The organism is Bradyrhizobium sp. F1.4.3, from assembly GCF_040548375.1.
Classification (GTDB): domain Bacteria; phylum Pseudomonadota; class Alphaproteobacteria; order Rhizobiales; family Xanthobacteraceae; genus Bradyrhizobium.
Genome location: NZ_JBEPRN010000001.1, coordinates 596,157 through 614,417, shown reverse-complemented (window position 1 = coordinate 614,417; position 18,261 = coordinate 596,157). Strand labels below are relative to the sequence as shown.

The window sequence follows — 18,261 nt, the reverse complement described above, 5'->3', positions numbered from 1 at the left end:
GTCATGGACGATGGCAAGCTCGACGCCCTGGGGCAAACGATCGTTAGCGCGCTTCCGGGCGCCGCCACCGCTCACGCGGTGGCCTTCAACCAGCTCACGGTTGATGTCGAGGCCAGCAAGATCGTCGAGGTGGTCAAGTACCTCCGTGACGATCCGAATTGCCGCTTCATCAACTTCACCGACATTACGGCGGTGGACTATCCTGACCGCGAGAAGCGGTTTGACGTGATCTATCACTTCCTGTCACCGACGCTGAACACGCGGATCCGGCTCAAGGCTCAGGCCGACGAGACCACGCAGGTGCCGTCGCTGATCGACGTGTTTCCCGGTGCCGACTGGTTCGAGCGCGAGGCCTACGACCTCTATGGCGTGATCTTTGTCGGTCATCCCGACATGCGCCGCCTTCTCACGGATTACGGTTTCGAGGGGCATCCGCTGCGCAAGGATTTCCCGACCACCGGCTTTCTCGAGGTCCGCTACGACGACCAGGAGAAGCGGGTGGTGTACGAGCCGGTCCGGCTCAGCCAGGAATTCCGCAAGTTCGACTTTTTGTCGCCGTGGGAGGGCGCCGACTATCCGGTCCTTCCGGGCGATGAAAAAGCAGGGCCGAAGGTCTGATCATGAACGAGCAACCTGAGAACCTCCGAAATTTCACCATCAACTTCGGCCCGCAGCATCCGGCTGCGCACGGCGTGCTGCGTTTGGTGCTCGAATTGGACGGCGAAGTCGTCGCACGCGTCGACCCGCATATCGGCCTTCTGCATCGCGGCACCGAAAAGCTGATCGAGCAGAAGACGTACTTGCAGGCGATCCCGTACTTCGACCGGCTCGACTACGTCGCGCCGATGAACCAGGAGCACGCCTTTTGTCTGGCTGCCGAAAAGCTGCTCGGCATCGAGGTGCCGCGCCGCGGCCAGTTGATCCGCGTGCTCTATTGCGAGATCGGCCGCATTCTCTCGCACCTTCTCAACGTCACCACGCAGGCGATGGACGTCGGCGCGCTGACCCCGCCGCTGTGGGGCTTTGAAGAGCGCGAGAAGCTGATGGTGTTTTACGAGCGCGCCTCGGGCAGTCGCATGCATGCGGCCTTCTTTCGCGTCGGCGGCGTGCACCAGGACCTGCCGCAGAAGCTGGTCGATGACATCGAGGCCTGGTGCGATCCGTTCCTGAAAGTGGTCGAGGATCTCGATCGCCTGCTCACCGCCAACCGCATCTTCAAGCAGCGCAACGTCGATATCGGCGTGGTGCCGCTGAAGGAAGCCTGGGAGTGGGGTTTCTCGGGCGTGATGGTGCGCGGCTCGGGCGCTGCCTGGGATCTGCGCAAGTCACAGCCGTATGAGTGCTACGCCGAGATGGATTTCGACATTCCGATCGGCAAGAACGGCGACTGCTACGACCGCTATCTGATCCGCATGGAAGAGATGCGTCAGTCCGTGCGCATCATGAGGCAGTGCATCCAGAAGCTGAACGCACCGGACGGAAAGGGGCCCGTCGTCGTCGAGGACAACAAGGTCGCGCCGCCGCGCCGCGGCGAGATGAAGCGCTCGATGGAAGCGCTGATCCACCACTTCAAGCTCTATACCGAAGGCGTCCACGTGCCGGCCGGCGAGGTCTATGCCGCGGTCGAGGCGCCCAAGGGCGAGTTCGGCGTCTATCTCGTCTCCGACGGCAGCAACAAGCCCTACAAGTGCAAGATCCGCGCGCCGGGCTTTGCGCATCTGCAAGCGATGGATCACATCTGCCGCGGCCATCTGCTCGCCGACGTTTCGGCGATCCTCGGTTCGCTCGACATCGTGTTCGGAGAGGTCGATCGGTGATGGCGCAGGCGCCAATCCAGTTTGACCGTGCCTCGGGGGTCCTTGAAGGGGCCAACCTGTGGGAGCGGACGGCTGCGCTGGCGCTGGTGACGGGATCGAAGATCTCGTCGCACTTCTCGCATATGGGCTACATCGCCTGCGCTAATCTGCTGCGCAAGGCTCTGCCCGAGCGTAACATCGCGATCAAGCTCAACCCCGACGCCGTGTTCGAATTCCCTTACGGCGACGGCTATTGGAGCAAGCTGCTCAACCGCTCCTATAATTACGAAGACGAGCTCGAGCTGCTGTTCGCGGACTCCATCGACGTCGACTACACGCTGCTCGATTGCGGCGCCAATTACGGCTACTGGTCGGTGCTGGTTTCGAGCAAGCCGTTCGGCGCCCACCAGGCGATCGCGATCGAGCCGTCCGGGCAGAACTATCCGAAGCTTGCCAACAATGTGCGCGTCAACGGCAACCGCTTCGAGACCATGAAATGCGCGATCGGCGCGGCCCGCGGCACCGCGCGGCTGTCCGGCACCAAGCACGAGGCCTTCAGCATCGCCGGTGGTGCGTCGGCCGGCGGCGAGGACGTTCCGGTCATCGCGCTCGACAACCTCATCGACGACGGCAAGGTCGCAGCCAGCGGCAAATATCTGATCAAGCTCGATGTCGAGGGCGTCGAGATCGAGGCGATCAAGGGCGGCGCCCGGCTGCTCGAGGCCGACAGCGTCATCATGTGCGAGGAGCACGGCAGCGACCGCAGCCATGCGGTGTCGCGCTACATCCTCGAACAGACTCCGATGAAGCTGATCGTGCTCGATCCGCGCACCAACCGGCTGGAGACCGTGACGGAGCTGTCGATCCTCGACCGCATCAAGGTCTCGACCCACGTCGGCTACAACGTTTTCGGCACCGCAAGCGCATTCTGGCAGGACAGGATCAATGCCCTGAATGCGAAAACCGCGCGCCGCATGCAGTGAGAGAATAAGAGATGTCCGTCCGCCGATTAGCGCCCAAGGAAGTCCAGCCCGCGAGCTTTGCGTTCACCGACGAGAACCTTGCGTTCGCGAAACAGCAGATCGCAAAATATCCGGCCGGCCGGCAAGCCTCCGCCGTCATCGCGATCCTGTGGCGCGCCCAGGAACAGCACGACGGCTGGGTGTCGGAAGCTGCGATCCGCGCGATCGCCGACATGCTCGACATGCCCTATATCCGCGTGCTCGAGGTCGCGACCTTCTACACGATGTTCCAGCTCGCACCCGTCGGCAAGAAGGCTCACGTCCAGGTCTGCGGCACCACGCCGTGCCGCCTGCGCGGCGCCGAAGACCTGATCCATGTCTGCGAGAGCCGGATCCATCACGATCCCTTCCATCTCTCCAAGGACGGCAATTTCAGCTGGGAAGAGGTGGAGTGCCTGGGTGCCTGCGTGAACGCGCCGATGGTGCTGATCGGCAAGGACACCTATGAGGACCTGACCAAGGAGACCTTCGGCAAGGTGCTCGACGGTTTCGCTTCCGGCAATCCGCCGAAGCCCGGTCCGCAGAACGGCCGTCAGTTCTCCGCGCCGGCGGGCGGGCCGACCACGCTGAAGGAGACCTCCTGATGGGTCTCCCGTCTCAAGCAATCGAAGGGAACGAAGCCGTGAAGAAATGGGGCTTCGTTGCCATGCATGCCGCGGGCGCGGCCGCCTTCATGTTCCTGCTCCAGCGCTTCATGATGAACGCGACGCAGGAAACCAGTCTGCTCTGGGCGCTGACCTTCGCCGTCTGCGCCGCCGGGCTTGCCTACAAGCAGGCCAATCGTTGATCGGAAAGCACTGATATGCTCGAGGACAAGGACCGCATCTTCAAGAACCTCTACGGCCTCCACGATTGGGGGCTCGAGGGTGCGCGGCGCCGCGGCGCCTGGGATGGCACCAAGGCCATCATCGACAAGGGCCGCGACTGGATCATCAACGAGATGAAGGCCTCCGGCCTGCGCGGCCGTGGCGGCGCCGGCTTCCCGACCGGTCTGAAATGGTCGTTCATGCCGAAGGAATCGACCGACGGCCGGCCGAGCTACCTCGTCGTCAATGCCGACGAATCCGAGCCCGGCACCTGCAAGGATCGCGAGATCATGCGGCATGATCCGCATCTCCTGGTCGAGGGCTGCCTGATCGCGAGCTGCGCGATGAACGCGCATGCCTGTTACATCTATGTCCGCGGCGAGTTCATCCGCGAGCGCGAGCACCTCCAGGCCGCTATCGACCAGGCCTATGAGGCCAAGCTGGTCGGCAAGGACAACGTCAATGGCTGGCCGTTCGACATCTATGTCGCGCACGGCGCCGGCGCCTATATCTGCGGCGAGGAGACCGCGCTGCTCGAAAGTCTCGAGGGCAAGAAGGGCCAGCCGCGGCTGAAGCCGCCGTTCCCGGCCAATGTCGGCCTGTACGGCTGCCCGACCACCGTCAACAACGTCGAGTCCATTGCCGTTGCGCCCGATATCCTGCGCCGCGGTGCGGCGTGGTTCGCCGGCATCGGCCGTCCGAACAATGTCGGCACCAAGCTGTTCTGCATCTCCGGCCATGTCGAGCGCCCCTGCAACGTCGAAGAAGCCATGGGCATCCCGTTCCGTGAGCTGATCGAGAAGCATTGCGGCGGCATCCGCGGCGGCTGGGACAATCTCAAGGCCGTGATCCCTGGCGGCTCGTCGGTGCGCATGGTCCCGGCCGAGCAGATCATCGACACGCCGATGGATTTCGACTCCTTGAGCAAGCTGCGCTCGGGCCTCGGCACCGCGGCCGTGATCGTGATGGACAAGTCCACTGACCTGATCCGCGCGATCGCCCGCATCTCCTATTTCTACAAGCACGAGAGCTGCGGCCAGTGCACGCCGTGCCGTGAGGGCACCGGCTGGATGTGGCGCGTGCTGACCCGTATGGCCGAGGGCCGCGCCCACAAGCGCGAGATCGACATGCTGTTAGAGGTGACAAGACAGGTCGAAGGCCACACCATCTGCGCGCTCGGCGACGCAGCCGCGTGGCCGATCCAGGGCCTGATCGCGCATTTCCGTCATGAGATCGAAGCGCGCATCGACCAGTATTCGCACAAAGCCGACATCGACGATGCCGGCGTCCGCGATCCCGTGAACATGGTCGCGGCGGAGTAGGAAGCATGACCAAGCTCATCATCGACGGCAAAGAGATCGATGTCCCGGCCGAGTACACGCTGCTCCAGGCGTGCGAGGCCGCCGGCGCCGAGATTCCGCGCTTCTGCTATCACGAGCGGCTGTCGATCGCCGGCAATTGCCGGATGTGCCTCGTCGAAGTGAAGGGCGGCCCGAAGCCGGTCGCAAGCTGCGCCTGGGGCGTGCGCGACTGCCGCCCGGGTCCCAAGGGCGAGCCGCCGGAAATCTCCACGCGTTCGCCGATGGTGAAGAAGGCGCGCGAAGGCGTGATGGAATTCCTTCTCATCAACCATCCGCTGGACTGCCCGATCTGCGACCAGGGCGGCGAGTGCGACCTGCAAGACCAGGCGATGGGCTATGGTGTCGACACCAGCCGCTTCGCCGAGAACAAGCGCGCCGTCGAGGACAAATATCTCGGCGCGCTGGTCAAGACCTCGATGAACCGCTGCATCCAGTGCACGCGCTGCGTCCGCTTCTCGGCGGAAGTCGCCGGCGCTCCCGAGATGGGCGCGACTGGCCGCGGCGAGGACATGGAGATCACGACCTATCTCGAGCACGCGCTGACGTCGGAATTGCAGGGCAATCTCGTCGACATCTGCCCGGTCGGCGCGCTGACCTCGAAGCCTTATGCCTTCGCTGCGCGCCCGTGGGAGCTCGGCAAGACCCAGTCGATCGACGTGATGGACGGCATCGGCTCGGCGATCCGCGTCGACACCCGCGGCCGCGAGGTGATGCGCGTGCTGCCGCGCATCAACGAGGCCGTGAACGAGGAGTGGATCTCGGACAAGACCCGCCACGTCGTCGACGGGTTGCGCACCCAGCGGCTGGACCGGCCCTATATCCGCGAAGCCGGCAAGCTGCGCGCGGCGAGCTGGCAGGAGGCCTTCGCCGCGATCGCCGCCAAGGTGGCTCGCACCGACGGCAAGCGGATCGGCGCAATCGCCGGCGATCTTTCGGGCGTCGAAGAGATGTTCGCGCTGAAGGATCTGCTGGCCAGGTTTGGCTCGGCCAATCTGGCGGTGCAGGGCGGGGACGCCTTCGATCCCGCGCTCGGCCGCGGCTCCTACATCTTCAATCCGACGCTGGTCGGTGTGGAGCAGGCCGATGCGCTGCTCATCATCGGCGCCAATCCGCGCAAGGAAGCGGCGGTGTTCAACGCCCGCATCCGGAAGCGCTGGCGCGCCGGCGGCTTCAAGGTCGGCGTGATCGGCGCCAAGGCCGACATGACCTATGACTACGATTATCTCGGCGCTGGCAGCGAGACGCTCAGCGAGCTCGCGGCCGGCAAGCACTCCTTCATGGACGTGTTGAAGAACGCCAAGAAGCCGATCATCCTGGTCGGCGCGGGCGCGGCGTCGCGTCACGACGGCGCCGCCATTCTCGCAAGCGCGGCCAAGCTCGCGCTCGATGTCGGCGCGGTGAAGGACGGCTGGAACGGCTTTGGCGTGCTGCACGAGACCGCCTCGCGCGTCGGTGCGCTCGATATCGGCTTCGTCGCAGGTCCCGGCGGGCTGAACGCCGCGCAGATGACGACCTTCGGCACGCTGGACTTGCTGTTCCTGCTCGGCGCCGATGAGATCAAGGCGCCGGACGGCACCTTCGTCGTCTATATCGGTACCCATGGCGACCGCGGTGCGCACCGCGCCGATGTGATCCTGCCGGCAGCCGCCTATACCGAGAAGTCGGCGATCTACGTCAACACCGAAGGCCGCGTGCAGATGACCGGCCGCGCCGCGTTCCCGCCGGGCGAAGCTCGCGAGGACTGGGCGATCGTGCGCGCACTGTCGGAAGCGCTCGGCAAGAAGCTCGGCTATGACTCGCTTTCGGCCCTGCGCCAGGTGATCTTCAAGGCGGTCCCGCATCTGATCCGTCTCGACCAGATCGAGGCCGGCTCCGCCGACCAGATCAAGAAGCTGGCGGGGAAGGGCGGCACGACGGAGAAGGCGCCGTTCAAGCCGCTCGTCGAGGACTTCTATTTGACCAACCCAATCGCGCGTGCGTCTGCCGTGATGGCGGAATGCTCGCGGCTTGCCTCCGGGCAGATGCTGACCGCAGCGGAGTGAGCCGATGGAATTCTTCGAGAGCGCATTCTGGACCGGTTTCCTCTGGCCGCTGATCATCATGATCGCGGAGAGCGTGCTGGTGCTCGTCGTCTTGCTGGTCGCGATCGCCTACATCCTGCTCGCCGACCGCAAGATCTGGGCGGCGGTGCAGATCCGTCGCGGCCCGAACGTGGTCGGGCCCTGGGGCCTGTTCCAGTCCTTCGCCGACCTGCTGAAGTTCGTGCTGAAGGAGCCGATCATTCCGGCCAGCGCCAACAAGGGCGTGTTCCTGCTGGCGCCGCTGGTGTCCTGCGTGCTCGCGCTCGCGGCCTGGGCGGTGATCCCGACCAATCTCGGCTGGGTGATCTCCGACATCAACGTCGGCGTCCTCTTCATCTTCGCGATCTCGTCGCTGTCGATCTACGGCATCATCATGGCCGGCTGGTCGTCGAACTCGAAATACCCGTTCCTGGCCGCGCTGCGCTCGGCTGCGCAGATGGTGTCCTATGAAGTCTCGATCGGCTTCGTCATCATCACTGTGCTGCTCTGCGCCGGCACGCTGAACCTCTCGGCCGTCGTCGAAGCGCAGCATATCCGCGGCCTTGCCAGCCTGATCGGGCTGCCGCAGCTCACCATCCTGAACTGGTATGTGTGGCCGCTGTTCCCGATGTTCGTGGTGTTCTACGTCTCGGCGCTGGCGGAAACCAACCGTCCGCCGTTCGACCTGGTCGAAGCGGAATCCGAGCTCGTCGCCGGCTTCATGGTCGAATACGGCTCGACGCCGTATCTGCTGTTCATGCTCGGCGAGTATGTCGCGATCGTCACGATGTGCGCGCTGGCGACGATCCTGTTCCTCGGAGGCTGGCTGCCGCCGGTGGACCTGCCGCCCTTCAACTGGGTGCCGGGGATCATCTGGTTTTCGCTCAAAGTGTTCTTCATGTTCTTCCTGTTCGCGATGGCAAAGGCGATCGTGCCGCGCTACCGCTACGACCAATTGATGCGCCTCGGCTGGAAGGTGTTCCTGCCGTTGTCGCTGGCGATGGTGGTGGTGGTGGCCGGCGTGCTGCATTTCGCCGGCATCGCGCCGAAGTGAGGGCCGTCATGGGTATCAACATCAACGCCACTGCGCGCTCGCTCCTGCTGTCGGAATTCGTCTCGGCGTTCTTCCTCGCCATGCGCTATTTCTTCCAGCCGAAGCCGACGCTGAACTATCCGTTCGAGAAGGGCCCGATCTCGCCACGCTTCCGCGGCGAGCATGCGCTGCGCCGCTATCCCAACGGCGAAGAGCGCTGCATCGCCTGCAAGCTGTGCGAAGCGATTTGCCCGGCGCAGGCCATCACCATCGAGGCCGGCCCCCGCCGCAACGACGGCACCCGCCGCACCGTGCGCTACGACATCGACATGGTGAAGTGCATCTATTGCGGCCTCTGCCAGGAGGCTTGCCCGGTCGACGCCATCGTCGAAGGCCCGAACTTCGAATTCGCGACCGAGACCCGCGAGGAACTGTTCTATGACAAGGCCAAGCTGCTCGCCAATGGCGACCGGTGGGAACGCGAGATCGCGAAGGCGATCGAGCTCGACGCGCCTTACCGGTGAGATGAGAGCATGATCCTTCCCGCGCTGTTCTTCTATCTCTTCGCCGGCGTCTGCGTCGCCTCGGCGGTGATGGTGATTGTCTCGCGCAATCCCGTGCACTCCGTGCTGTACCTGATCCTGGCCTTCGTCAACGCCTCCGGCCTGTTCGTGCTGATGGGCGCCGAATTCCTGGCGATGATCCTGATCGTCGTCTATGTCGGTGCGGTCGCGGTGCTGTTCCTGTTCGTGATCATGATGCTCGATGTCGACTTCCTTGAGCTGCGCGAGGGCTTCATCGAGTACCTGCCGGTTGGGCTGGTGATCGGCGGCATCTTCCTGTTCGAGCTGCTGCTCACCGTCGGCTTCTGGGTCATCAATCCCGGCGTCGCCAGGACGATCACGGCGGCGATCCCGACCAATGTCAGCAACACCGAAGCGCTCGGCCTCGTGCTTTATACGAGGTACATCCACTACTTCCAGCTCTCGGGCATGGTGCTGCTGGTCGCGATGATCGGCGCCATCGTGCTGACGCTGCGCCACAAGGCGAACGTGAAGCGGCAGGACATCAACGTTCAGAACGCACGCACGCCGGAGATGGCGATGGCGATGCGCAAGGTGGCGTCGGGGCAGGGGCTCTCGGACGCCGATGCGGCGGAGTGGGTGAAATGACGATCGGGCTCGGACACTATCTGGCGGTCGGCGCGATCCTGTTCACGCTCGGCATCCTCGGCATCTTCCTGAACCGCAAGAACATCATCGTCATCCTGATGTCGATCGAACTGATCCTGCTCTCGGTCAACATCAATCTGGTGGCATTCTCGACCTTCCTCGGCGACATCGTCGGCCAGGTCTTCGCGCTGCTGGTCTTGACCGTTGCGGCTGCTGAAGCCGCGATCGGTCTCGCCATCCTGGTGGTCTATTTCCGCAACCGCGGCTCGATCGCGGTTGAGGACGTCAATCTGATGAAGGGTTAACCCGGCTATGGTCCAGGCAATCGTTTTTCTGCCGCTGCTGGGCGCCATTCTGGCCGGCCTGATCGCGCTGTTCGGCGCGCATGCCCGCAACCCCTCGGGCGACACCGTCGAGCATCACGACGATCACGGTCACGGCGACGCCCATGCGACGGCCGCCCATGATGATCATGGCCACGACGATCACGCGCACGACGACCACGGCCCGGTCGAGCCGGCTGCGGCGGGCTCGCGCGGGGCGGAGCTGATCACGACCGCGCTCTTGTTCGTGTCCGCGGCGCTGTCCTGGATGACGCTGGTTGACGTCGGCTTCATGCACCACGACGCCCGGATCCAGCTGCTGCCGTGGATCTTCTCCGGCGACCTCCAAGTCTGGTGGGCGCTGCGGGTCGACACGCTCACGGCCGTGATGCTGGTGGTGGTGACCACCGTGTCCTCGCTCGTGCACCTCTATTCCATAGGCTACATGGATGAGGACCCGTACCGGCCCCGCTTCTTCGGTTATCTCTCGCTGTTCACTTTCGCCATGCTGATGCTGGTGACGGCGGACAACCTCGTGCAGCTATTTTTCGGCTGGGAAGGCGTGGGTCTCGCCAGCTACCTCCTGATCGGCTTCTGGTACCAGAAGCCGTCGGCGAACGCGGCGGCGATCAAGGCCTTCGTGGTCAACCGCGTCGGCGATTTCGGTTTCGCGCTCGGCATCTTTGCGATCTTCGCACTCGTCGGCTCGACCGATTTCGAGACGATCTTCCATGCAGCCCCCGGCCTGACCGGCAAGACCATCGACTTCCTCGGCTGGCACGCGGATGCCCTGACGGTGACCTGCCTGCTGCTGTTCATGGGCGCGATGGGCAAGTCGGCGCAGTTCCTGCTGCACACCTGGTTGCCGGATGCGATGGAAGGCCCGACCCCGGTCTCGGCACTGATCCACGCCGCGACCATGGTCACCGCCGGCGTGTTCATGGTGGCGCGCCTGTCGCCGCTGTTCGAACTTGCACCGAATGCGCAGGCCGTCGTGATGTTCTTCGGCGCGACCACCGCGTTCTTCGCCGCGACCATCGGCCTCGTCCAGAACGACATCAAGCGCATCGTGGCGTACTCGACCTGTTCGCAGCTCGGCTACATGTTCGTGGCGATGGGGGCAGGGGCCTATTCGGTCGGCATGTTCCATCTGTTCACCCACGCCTTCTTCAAGGCGCTGCTGTTCTTGGGCTCCGGCTCGGTGATCTACGCGATGCACCACGAGCAGGACATCCGCAACATGGGCGGCCTGTGGCGCAAGATCCCGTACACCTATGCGGTGATGGTGGTCGGCACGCTGGCGCTCACGGGCTTCCCGCTCACGGCCGGTTATTTCTCCAAGGACGCGATTATCGAGTCCGCCTACGCCTCGCAGAATCCGTTTGCGATCTACGGCTTCCTGATGACGGTGATCGCGGCCGGCCTGACCTCGTTCTATTCGTGGCGCCTCATCTTCAAGACCTTCCACGGCGAGCCGCATGACGAGCATCACTATGAGGCGGCGCATGAGGCCCCGATCTGGATGCTGATCCCGATCGGCGTTCTCGCGGTCGGTTCGATCGTCGCGGGCTTTCCGTTCAAGGAATTGTTCGCCGGCCACGGCATCGAGGAGTTCTTCCGCGAGTCCGTGAAGATGAACCCGCACATCATCGAGGAGATGCACCACATCCCCGAGACCATCGCGTTCCTGCCCACGGTGATGATGGTGCTGGGCTTCCTGGTGTCGTACCTGTTCTACATCCGCCGGCCGTATCTGCCGGTTGAACTCGCCAACACCCAGCCGGGGCTGTACCAGTTCCTGCTCAACAAATGGTACTTCGATGAGCTCTACGACTTCATCTTCGTCCGTCCGGCGAAGTGGATCGGCTATCAGCTCTGGAAGAAGGGCGATGGCTTCATCATCGACGGGCTCGGTCCCGACGGCATCTCGGCCCGCGTGCTGGACGTTACCCGCAACGTCGTGAAGATCCAGACCGGCTATCTCTATCACTACGCGTTCGCCATGCTGATCGGTGCCGCTGGCCTGATCACCTGGTTCATGTTCGGCTTTGGAGGCCAGTAAATGACGACCTGGCCCATCCTATCGGTCACGACGTTCCTGCCGCTGGTCGGTGCGCTGATCGTCTATCTCAGCCGCGGCGATGACGAGGCCGCCCGGCGCAACTCGCGCTGGATCGCGCTGTGGACCACGCTGATCACCTTCGCGGTGTCGGTGCTCCTGGTGCTGCGCTTCGATCCGTCGGTCGCCGATTTCCAGTTCGTCGAGAAGGCGTCGTGGCTCGCCACCGGCATCACCTATCACATGGGTGTCGACGGCATTTCGCTGCCCTTCGTGATCCTGACCACCGCCTTGATGCCGTTCTGCATCATCGCGAGCTGGAAGTCGGTCACGAGCCGAGTGCGCGAATACATGATGGCGTTCCTGATCCTGGAAACGCTGATGATCGGCACCTTCTCGGCGCTCGATCTCGTGCTGTTCTATCTGTTCTTCGAGGGCGGCCTGATCCCGATGTTCCTGATCATCGGGGTTTGGGGCGGCCCGCGCCGAGTCTACGCGTCCTTCAAGTTCTTCCTCTACACGCTGCTCGGCTCGGTGCTGATGCTGCTCGCCATCATGGCGCTGTACTGGAACGCTAGCACCACCGACATCCCGACCCTGATGCACACGGCCGTGCCGCGCAGCTTGCAGACCTGGGCGTGGCTCGCCTTCTTCGCGTCCTTTGCGGTGAAGATGCCGATGTGGCCGGTGCACACCTGGCTCCCCGACGCGCACGTCGAGGCGCCGACCGCGGGCTCGGTGGTCCTGGCCGCGATCCTGCTGAAGATGGGCGGCTACGGCTTCCTGCGCTTCTCGCTGCCGATGTTCCCGCTGGCCTCGCATGATTTCGCGCCGCTGGTCTTCGTGCTCTCGGCCATCGCCATCATCTACACCTCGCTGGTGGCCTTGATGCAGGAGGACATGAAGAAGCTGATCGCATACTCCTCGGTCGCGCATATGGGCTTCGTCACCATGGGCATCTTCGCTGGCACCATGCAGGGCGTCTCCGGCGGCGTGTTCCAGATGATCTCTCACGGCATCGTCTCCGGCGCGCTGTTCCTTTGCGTCGGCGTGGTCTACGACCGCATGCACACCCGCGAGATCGCGGCCTATGGCGGCCTCGTCAACCGGATGCCGCTCTACGCGCTGACCTTCATGGTCTTCACCATGGCCAATGTCGGTCTGCCCGGCACCTCCGGCTTCGTCGGCGAGTTCATGACGCTGCTTGGCACCTTCAAGGTCTCGATCCCGACCGCGTTCTTCGCCACCTTCGGCGTGATCCTGTCGGCCTGCTACGCGCTCTGGCTTTACCGCAAGGTCGTGTTCGGGGCGCTGGTGAAGCCGTCGCTGATGAGCATGAAAGATCTCACCTTCCGGGAGTGCCTGACGCTGTTCCCGCTGATCGCACTGACGATCCTGTTCGGCGTCTATCCGAAGCCGGTGCTCGATATGTCGGCGGCCTCGGTCCAGCAACTCGTCAACAATTACAACACCGCTGTGACGGCTGTGAAGGCCGCCGCACTGCTCCAGTGACCGGGCAGGTCAGGATATCGCCATGAGCTTTGAGACTGCAGGATATCAACTGGCGCCGGTGCTGCCCGAGCTCGTGCTCGCGGTCGGCGCCATGGCACTGCTGATGCTGGGAGCCTATCGCGGGCAGGGGACGACCAAGACGGTCACGACGCTTGCGGTCCTGCTCCTGATCGTGGTCGGCGTGCTCGAATACATGCTGCCTGCGGGCAAGCAGGTGACCTTCGGCGGCAGCTTCATCGTCGACGACTTTGCGCGCTTCATGAAGATCCTGGCGCTGATCGGCTCGGCGGTGACGCTGGTGCTGTCGACCGAGTTCCTGTCCGACCCGTCCCGCCGCATCTTCGAATACGCGATCCTGGTGCTGCTCTCGACGCTCGGCATGATGGTGCTGATCTCGGCCGGTGACCTGATCTCGCTCTATCTGGGCCTGGAACTGATGTCGCTCGCGCTCTACGTCGTGGCGACCTCGAACCGCGACAACGCGAAGTCGACCGAAGCCGGGCTGAAGTATTTCGTGCTGGGCGCGCTGTCCTCAGGCATGCTGCTCTACGGCGCCTCGCTGATCTACGGCTTCACCGGCACGGTCACCTTCACCGGCATCGCGGCAACCGCGACGGCCGCCAATGTCGGCCTGGTGTTCGGCCTCGTCTTCCTGCTCGCAGGCCTCTGCTTCAAGGTCTCGGCCGTGCCGTTCCACATGTGGACGCCGGACGTCTATGAGGGCGCGCCGACGCCGGTCACCGCCTTCTTCGCATCGGCGCCGAAGGTCGCCGCGCTCGCCGTCTTCACCCGTGTCACGCTGACCGCATTCCCCGGTATCGTCTCGCAGTGGCAGCAGATCCTGGTGTTCGTGGCGATTGCCTCGATGGTGCTCGGCTCCTTTGCCGCGATCGGCCAGAGCAACATCAAGCGCCTGATGGCCTATTCCTCGATCGGCCATATGGGCTTTGCGCTGGTCGGCCTCGCCGCCGGCACGGTCGAGGGCGCACAGGGCGTGCTGATGTACATCGTGATCTATGTCGCGATGACGCTCGGCTCGTTCTCGATCATCCTTGCGATGAAGCGCAACGGCCAGGCCGTCGAGCAGATCAGTGATTTCGCGGGCCTCTCGCGCACCAATCCGCTGCTCGCCTTCATGTTCGCGATGCTGCTGTTCTCGCTCGCCGGCATTCCGCCGCTCGCCGGCTTCTTTGCCAAATGGTACGTCTTCGTCGCGGCCATCAAGGCCAATTTGTTCACGCTGGCGGTGATCGGCGTGCTCTCCAGCGTGGTGGGCGCCTACTACTATCTGACCATCGTCAAGACGATGTATTTCGACGAGCCGGCCGGCCAGGTCGATCCGGTGCGCGTCGAGGTGAAGACGGTGCTGGCGGTGGCGGGCCTGTTCAACATCCTGTTTGCGCTGTTCGCGGGCCCGGTGGTGAGTGTCGCCTCCGCCGCTGCCAAGTCGCTGTTTTAGGATGGGGTTCGCGCTCGGTCCTCGCGCCTTGTCGGCGGGCTACAAGCTCGCAGCTTCTGAACGGACCGGCTCGACCAATACCGACGCGATCGAAAGCGCGCGCGCCGGCGAACGCGGTCCGACCTGGTTCGTGACATCCGAGCAGACCGCCGGCCGCGGCCGGCGCCAGCGCGCTTGGATCTCGCCGCGTGGCAATCTGGCGGCCAGCGTGCTCGAGGTCGTCGACGTGGCCCCTGCGGTTGCCGCCACGATCGGTTTTGCAGCGGGGCTGGCGGAGGAAGCCGCCCTTGAGAAGGTCAGCCTCGAGGCCGCGCTGCGGCTTGGCCCTGACAGGCCCCGATACGCCCTGAAATGGCCGAATGACGTCTTGGCCAACGGCAGGAAGCTGGTCGGCATTGGGCTGGAGGCCGAAGCCGTCGGCGACCGCCTCGCCGTCGTCGTCGGTATCGGCACCAACGTCGTGGTGGCTCCGGAGGGCACGCCGACGCCCGCGGTGTCCCTCGCAGCCCTTGGCGTCCAGATCAGCGCGGAGGAGCTGTTCTCGGCGCTCTCCGATACCTGGGTGGAGTTCCGCGGCATCTGGGACAACGGCCGCGGCTTTGCCGAAATCCGCAGGCTGTGGCTCGAGCGCGCGGCTGGCCTCGGCGAGCGGGTCGCGATCAACACGGGAACGATGACGCTCGAAGGCATTTTCGACACGATCGACGACACCGGTTGCCTGATCGTCCGCACCACTGACGGCCGACGCCTGCCGGTGGCGGCCGGCGAGGTGTTCTTTGGCTCGGCCGCCTCCGTGGGAGCTGCGTGATGGCGAAACCTGACGAACTGGTGTTTGCCCCGCTCGGCGGCGTCGGCGAGATCGGCATGAACCTGTCGATCTACGGGCTTGGCAACCGCCAGCAGCGCGCCTGGCTCGCGATCGATCTTGGCGTCTCCTTCGGCGACGAGGAGCATCTGCCGGGCATCGACCTGATCATGCCCGACATCAGCTTCCTGGAGAAGGAACGCAAGAACCTGATGGGGCTGGTGCTGACCCATGCCCATGAGGACCATTTTGGCGCCATCATCGACCTCTGGCCGAAGCTGAAATGCCCAATCTATGCGACCCAGTTCAGCGCCGCGCTGTTCGAGGCCAAATGCGCTGCCGAGCGCAACGCACCGAAGATCCCGGTGACGGTGGTGCCGTCGGGCGGGCGCGTCGATATCGGCCCGTTCAACGTCGAGTTCATCCCGGTCGCGCATTCGATTCCGGAATCGCATGCGCTGGCGATCCACACCGAGATCGGCACGGTGCTGCACACCGGCGACTGGAAGATCGACCCGACCCCGATCATCGGTCGCCCGACCGACGAAAAGCGGCTGCGCGAACTGGGCGAGGAGGGCGTGCTCGCCCTGATCGGCGATTCCACCAACGCGGTGCGCGACGGCCGCTCGCCCTCCGAAGCCGAGGTCGCCAGGACCATTGCCGGGCTGGTCAAGGCCGCCAAGGGGCGCGTCGCGGTGACCACCTTCGCCTCCAACGTCGCGCGCATCAAGGCGGTGGCGGATGCCGCCAAGGCCGCCGATCGCGAAATCGTCGTGGTCGGCCGCGCCATGGAGCGCGTGTCGCAGGTCGCGCGCGAGACCGGCTATCTCGACGGCGTGCAAAGCTTCCGCTCGACCGACGTCTACGGCCATCTGCCGCAGGACAAGGTGCTGGCGCTCTGCACCGGCAGCCAGGGCGAGGCCCGCGCAGCACTGGCGCGCATCGCCAATGACGACCATCCCGAGATCACGCTCAACCGCGGCGACTGCGTGATTTTTTCCTCGCGTACCATTCCCGGTAACGAGAAGGCCGTCGGCTCGATCATCAACAATCTGGTGCTTCAGGGCGTCGAGGTCATCACCGACCGCGACCATCTGGTCCACGTCTCCGGCCATCCTCGCCGCGACGAGTTGCGCGACATGATCGGCTGGGTCAGGCCGCAGCTTCTGATCCCCGTCCATGGTGAGGCCCTGCACCTGCACGAGCACGCCAAGCTCGCGCGCGCCGCCGGCGTGCCGCGCGTGCTGGTCGTCCGCAATGGCGATCTCGTCAAGCTTGGCCCCGGCGATCCCGGAATCGTCGGCCAGGTGCCGGCGGGCCGTCTCTACAAGGACGGCACGATCCTGGAGGACTCCAAATCCCGCGCGGTGGCCGAGCGGCGCCGGATGGCGTTTTCGGGCTGCGCCTTCGTCGCCGTCGCCATGACGGAGCAGGGCGAGCTTGCCGACGATCCCGAGGTCGATCTCGTCGGAATCCCCGAGAAGAACCGGGCCGGCGAGCCCTTCGACGATCTCGTCTTCGACGCCGTGGTCTCCACCATCGAGGGCCTGCCGAAGGCGCGCCGCCGCGATGCGGATGCCCTGGCTGAGTCGGTGCGGCGCGCTGTCCGGGCGGTGATCAACGAACATTGGGGTAAAAAGCCCCCCTGTCTGGTACACGTCCTGACAGTGTAACTGTGTAGGCATGATCGCTCGGAAAGCCGCTTCACGCGCTTTCCGGATCGTGCACTGAGGGAGAGAACCATGTTGGGCCGGCTCAACCATGTCGCGATCGCGACCAAGGACGCCGTCAAGGCCGCAAAAATCTACGGAGCAGCCTTCGGGGCGCAGATCTCGGAGGCCGTCGCGCTGCCCGAGCATGGCGTCACCACCGTGTTCGCGACGCTGCCCAACACCAAGATCGAGTTCATCGAGCCGCTCGGTGAGGCCTCGCCGATCGCGAAATTCCTCGAACGCAATGCCGACGGCGGCATCCACCATATCTGCTACGAGGTCGTCGACATCATCGTCTCGCGCGATACCCTGGTGAAGGAGGGCGCCCGGGTGCTCGGCGACGGCGTGCCGAAGATCGGCGCCCACGGCAAGCCGGTGCTGTTCCTGCATCCGAAGGATTTTTCGGGCGCGCTGGTCGAAATCGAGCAGGCGTAGGGCCGGACCATGGCCTATCAAATCTCGACCGGGCTCGCGATCTACTTCGTGATCTGGTGGATCGCGCTGTTTTTGACGTTGCCGTTCGGCATACGCAGCCAGCATGAAGACGGTGCTGGTGCGCCCGGCACCGATCCCGGCGCACCGATCCTGACCGGCATGCGGCGCAAACTGATCTGGACTACGATCATCTCGGCGGTCATCTTTGCCCTCGGTTTGGCGGCCTATCACGCCGGCTATCTACAGGTCGAACGCTTGTCGAAATTGATGGGAATGCCGTTCTAGATTTCTCGGCTGGAATTTCCGGTTGCGTGGTTGTTTGGGGGGAACGAATGACTTTTCAGAGGATAGTCATTGCGCTCTTGGTGCTGATCGTCGCCGGCCTCGGCGGCATCGGCTATTTTGAGTGGAAGATGGCCGTGCAGGTGCGGACGCTGAAGGCGTTCGTCGAGGGCTATGTCTTCAACGAGGCGGTGATGGCTTGCGAGCGGACGCAGAGCTCGACGCCGTTCAAGTGGAACGGGGGCAAGAGCACCTCGGTGATCGGGCTGAACTCGGTCAAGCTCGACAAATACACCGTCAGCGCCAGCTACACGCTGGTGGCGGACAGCGTCTATTGCGATTACGATCCGATCAAAAGAAAGGCCGAGATCGGCTCGAGCTTCCTGGAGCGGGAGTAACGATCCGGCCATGCCAAGCATGGGAT

General features: G+C 64.2%; 19 protein-coding genes. All 19 read left to right on the top strand.

Features of this window, described 5'->3' with window-relative positions; genetic code table 11:
• The first annotated feature begins 3 nt into the window (after positions 1 to 3).
• Positions 4 to 618 carry an NADH-quinone oxidoreductase subunit C gene (locus tag ABIB73_RS03050; RefSeq protein WP_354221303.1) on the top strand — a complete coding sequence of 205 codons (615 nt, stop codon included), beginning with the start codon at positions 4 to 6 and terminating at the stop codon, positions 616 to 618.
• A gap of 2 nt (positions 619 to 620) precedes the next feature.
• Positions 621 to 1,817, top strand: a complete 1,197-nt coding sequence (locus ABIB73_RS03045; RefSeq protein ID WP_354221301.1) for an NADH-quinone oxidoreductase subunit D — start codon at positions 621 to 623, stop codon at positions 1,815 to 1,817.
• Entirely contained in the window at positions 1,817 to 2,779 is a 963-nt protein-coding gene (locus tag ABIB73_RS03040; protein ID WP_354221299.1) for an FkbM family methyltransferase, read from the top strand. The genes ABIB73_RS03045 and ABIB73_RS03040 overlap by 1 nt, the downstream gene beginning before the upstream one ends.
• An 11-nt stretch (positions 2,780 to 2,790) precedes the next feature.
• Positions 2,791 to 3,402, top strand: a complete 612-nt coding sequence (gene nuoE / locus ABIB73_RS03035) for an NADH-quinone oxidoreductase subunit NuoE (protein WP_354221297.1) — start codon at positions 2,791 to 2,793, stop codon at positions 3,400 to 3,402.
• The gene (locus ABIB73_RS03030) at positions 3,402 to 3,605 is read left to right on the top strand and encodes a hypothetical protein (RefSeq protein ID WP_354221295.1); all 204 of its coding nucleotides are present in this window, start codon (positions 3,402 to 3,404) and stop codon (positions 3,603 to 3,605) included. Before nuoE ends, ABIB73_RS03030 begins: the two co-directional genes overlap by 1 nt.
• A gap of 15 nt (positions 3,606 to 3,620) precedes the next feature.
• Entirely contained in the window at positions 3,621 to 4,946 is a 1,326-nt protein-coding gene (nuoF, locus tag ABIB73_RS03025) for an NADH-quinone oxidoreductase subunit NuoF (protein WP_354221293.1), read from the top strand.
• Between the two features lie 5 nt (positions 4,947 to 4,951).
• A complete protein-coding gene (gene nuoG, locus ABIB73_RS03020) occupies positions 4,952 to 7,027 on the top strand; it encodes an NADH-quinone oxidoreductase subunit NuoG (protein WP_354221291.1) in 2,076 nt (691 codons plus the stop codon).
• Between the two features lie 4 nt (positions 7,028 to 7,031).
• On the top strand, positions 7,032 to 8,099 hold the full coding sequence (gene nuoH, locus ABIB73_RS03015) for an NADH-quinone oxidoreductase subunit NuoH (protein ID WP_354221289.1): 1,068 nt from the start codon (positions 7,032 to 7,034) through the stop codon (positions 8,097 to 8,099).
• Between the two features lie 14 nt (positions 8,100 to 8,113).
• Entirely contained in the window at positions 8,114 to 8,602 is a 489-nt protein-coding gene (nuoI, locus tag ABIB73_RS03010) for an NADH-quinone oxidoreductase subunit NuoI (protein WP_027529879.1), read from the top strand.
• 9 nt (positions 8,603 to 8,611) lie between these two features.
• Entirely contained in the window at positions 8,612 to 9,250 is a 639-nt protein-coding gene (locus ABIB73_RS03005; RefSeq protein WP_354221287.1) for an NADH-quinone oxidoreductase subunit J, read from the top strand.
• Positions 9,247 to 9,555: an NADH-quinone oxidoreductase subunit NuoK gene (nuoK, locus tag ABIB73_RS03000; protein WP_008547737.1), complete on the top strand. Its 309-nt coding sequence runs from the start codon at positions 9,247 to 9,249 to the stop codon at positions 9,553 to 9,555. The genes ABIB73_RS03005 and nuoK overlap by 4 nt, the downstream gene beginning before the upstream one ends.
• Positions 9,556 to 9,562: 7 nt before the next feature.
• A complete protein-coding gene (gene nuoL / locus ABIB73_RS02995; protein WP_354221285.1) occupies positions 9,563 to 11,635 on the top strand; it encodes an NADH-quinone oxidoreductase subunit L in 2,073 nt (690 codons plus the stop codon).
• Positions 11,636 to 13,144: an NADH-quinone oxidoreductase subunit M gene (locus ABIB73_RS02990; protein WP_354221283.1), complete on the top strand. Its 1,509-nt coding sequence runs from the start codon at positions 11,636 to 11,638 to the stop codon at positions 13,142 to 13,144.
• Positions 13,145 to 13,166: 22 nt separating this feature from the next.
• Positions 13,167 to 14,603, top strand: a complete 1,437-nt coding sequence (nuoN, locus tag ABIB73_RS02985) for an NADH-quinone oxidoreductase subunit NuoN (protein WP_354221281.1) — start codon at positions 13,167 to 13,169, stop codon at positions 14,601 to 14,603.
• 1 nt (position 14,604) lies between these two features.
• Positions 14,605 to 15,411 (top strand): biotin--[acetyl-CoA-carboxylase] ligase, encoded by an 807-nt coding sequence (locus ABIB73_RS02980; protein WP_354221279.1) that lies wholly within the window; start codon positions 14,605 to 14,607, stop codon positions 15,409 to 15,411.
• Complete coding sequence (locus ABIB73_RS02975) at positions 15,411 to 17,081, top strand: ribonuclease J (RefSeq protein WP_354221277.1); 1,671 nt, start codon at positions 15,411 to 15,413, stop codon at positions 17,079 to 17,081. The genes ABIB73_RS02980 and ABIB73_RS02975 overlap by 1 nt, the downstream gene beginning before the upstream one ends.
• A 69-nt stretch (positions 17,082 to 17,150) precedes the next feature.
• The gene (mce, locus tag ABIB73_RS02970) at positions 17,151 to 17,555 is read left to right on the top strand and encodes a methylmalonyl-CoA epimerase (RefSeq protein ID WP_354221275.1); all 405 of its coding nucleotides are present in this window, start codon (positions 17,151 to 17,153) and stop codon (positions 17,553 to 17,555) included.
• A gap of 9 nt (positions 17,556 to 17,564) precedes the next feature.
• Entirely contained in the window at positions 17,565 to 17,840 is a 276-nt protein-coding gene (locus ABIB73_RS02965; RefSeq protein ID WP_354221273.1) for a DUF1467 family protein, read from the top strand.
• 47 nt (positions 17,841 to 17,887) lie between these two features.
• Positions 17,888 to 18,235, top strand: a complete 348-nt coding sequence (locus ABIB73_RS02960) for a hypothetical protein (RefSeq protein ID WP_354221271.1) — start codon at positions 17,888 to 17,890, stop codon at positions 18,233 to 18,235.
• Positions 18,236 to 18,261 lie beyond the last annotated feature (26 nt).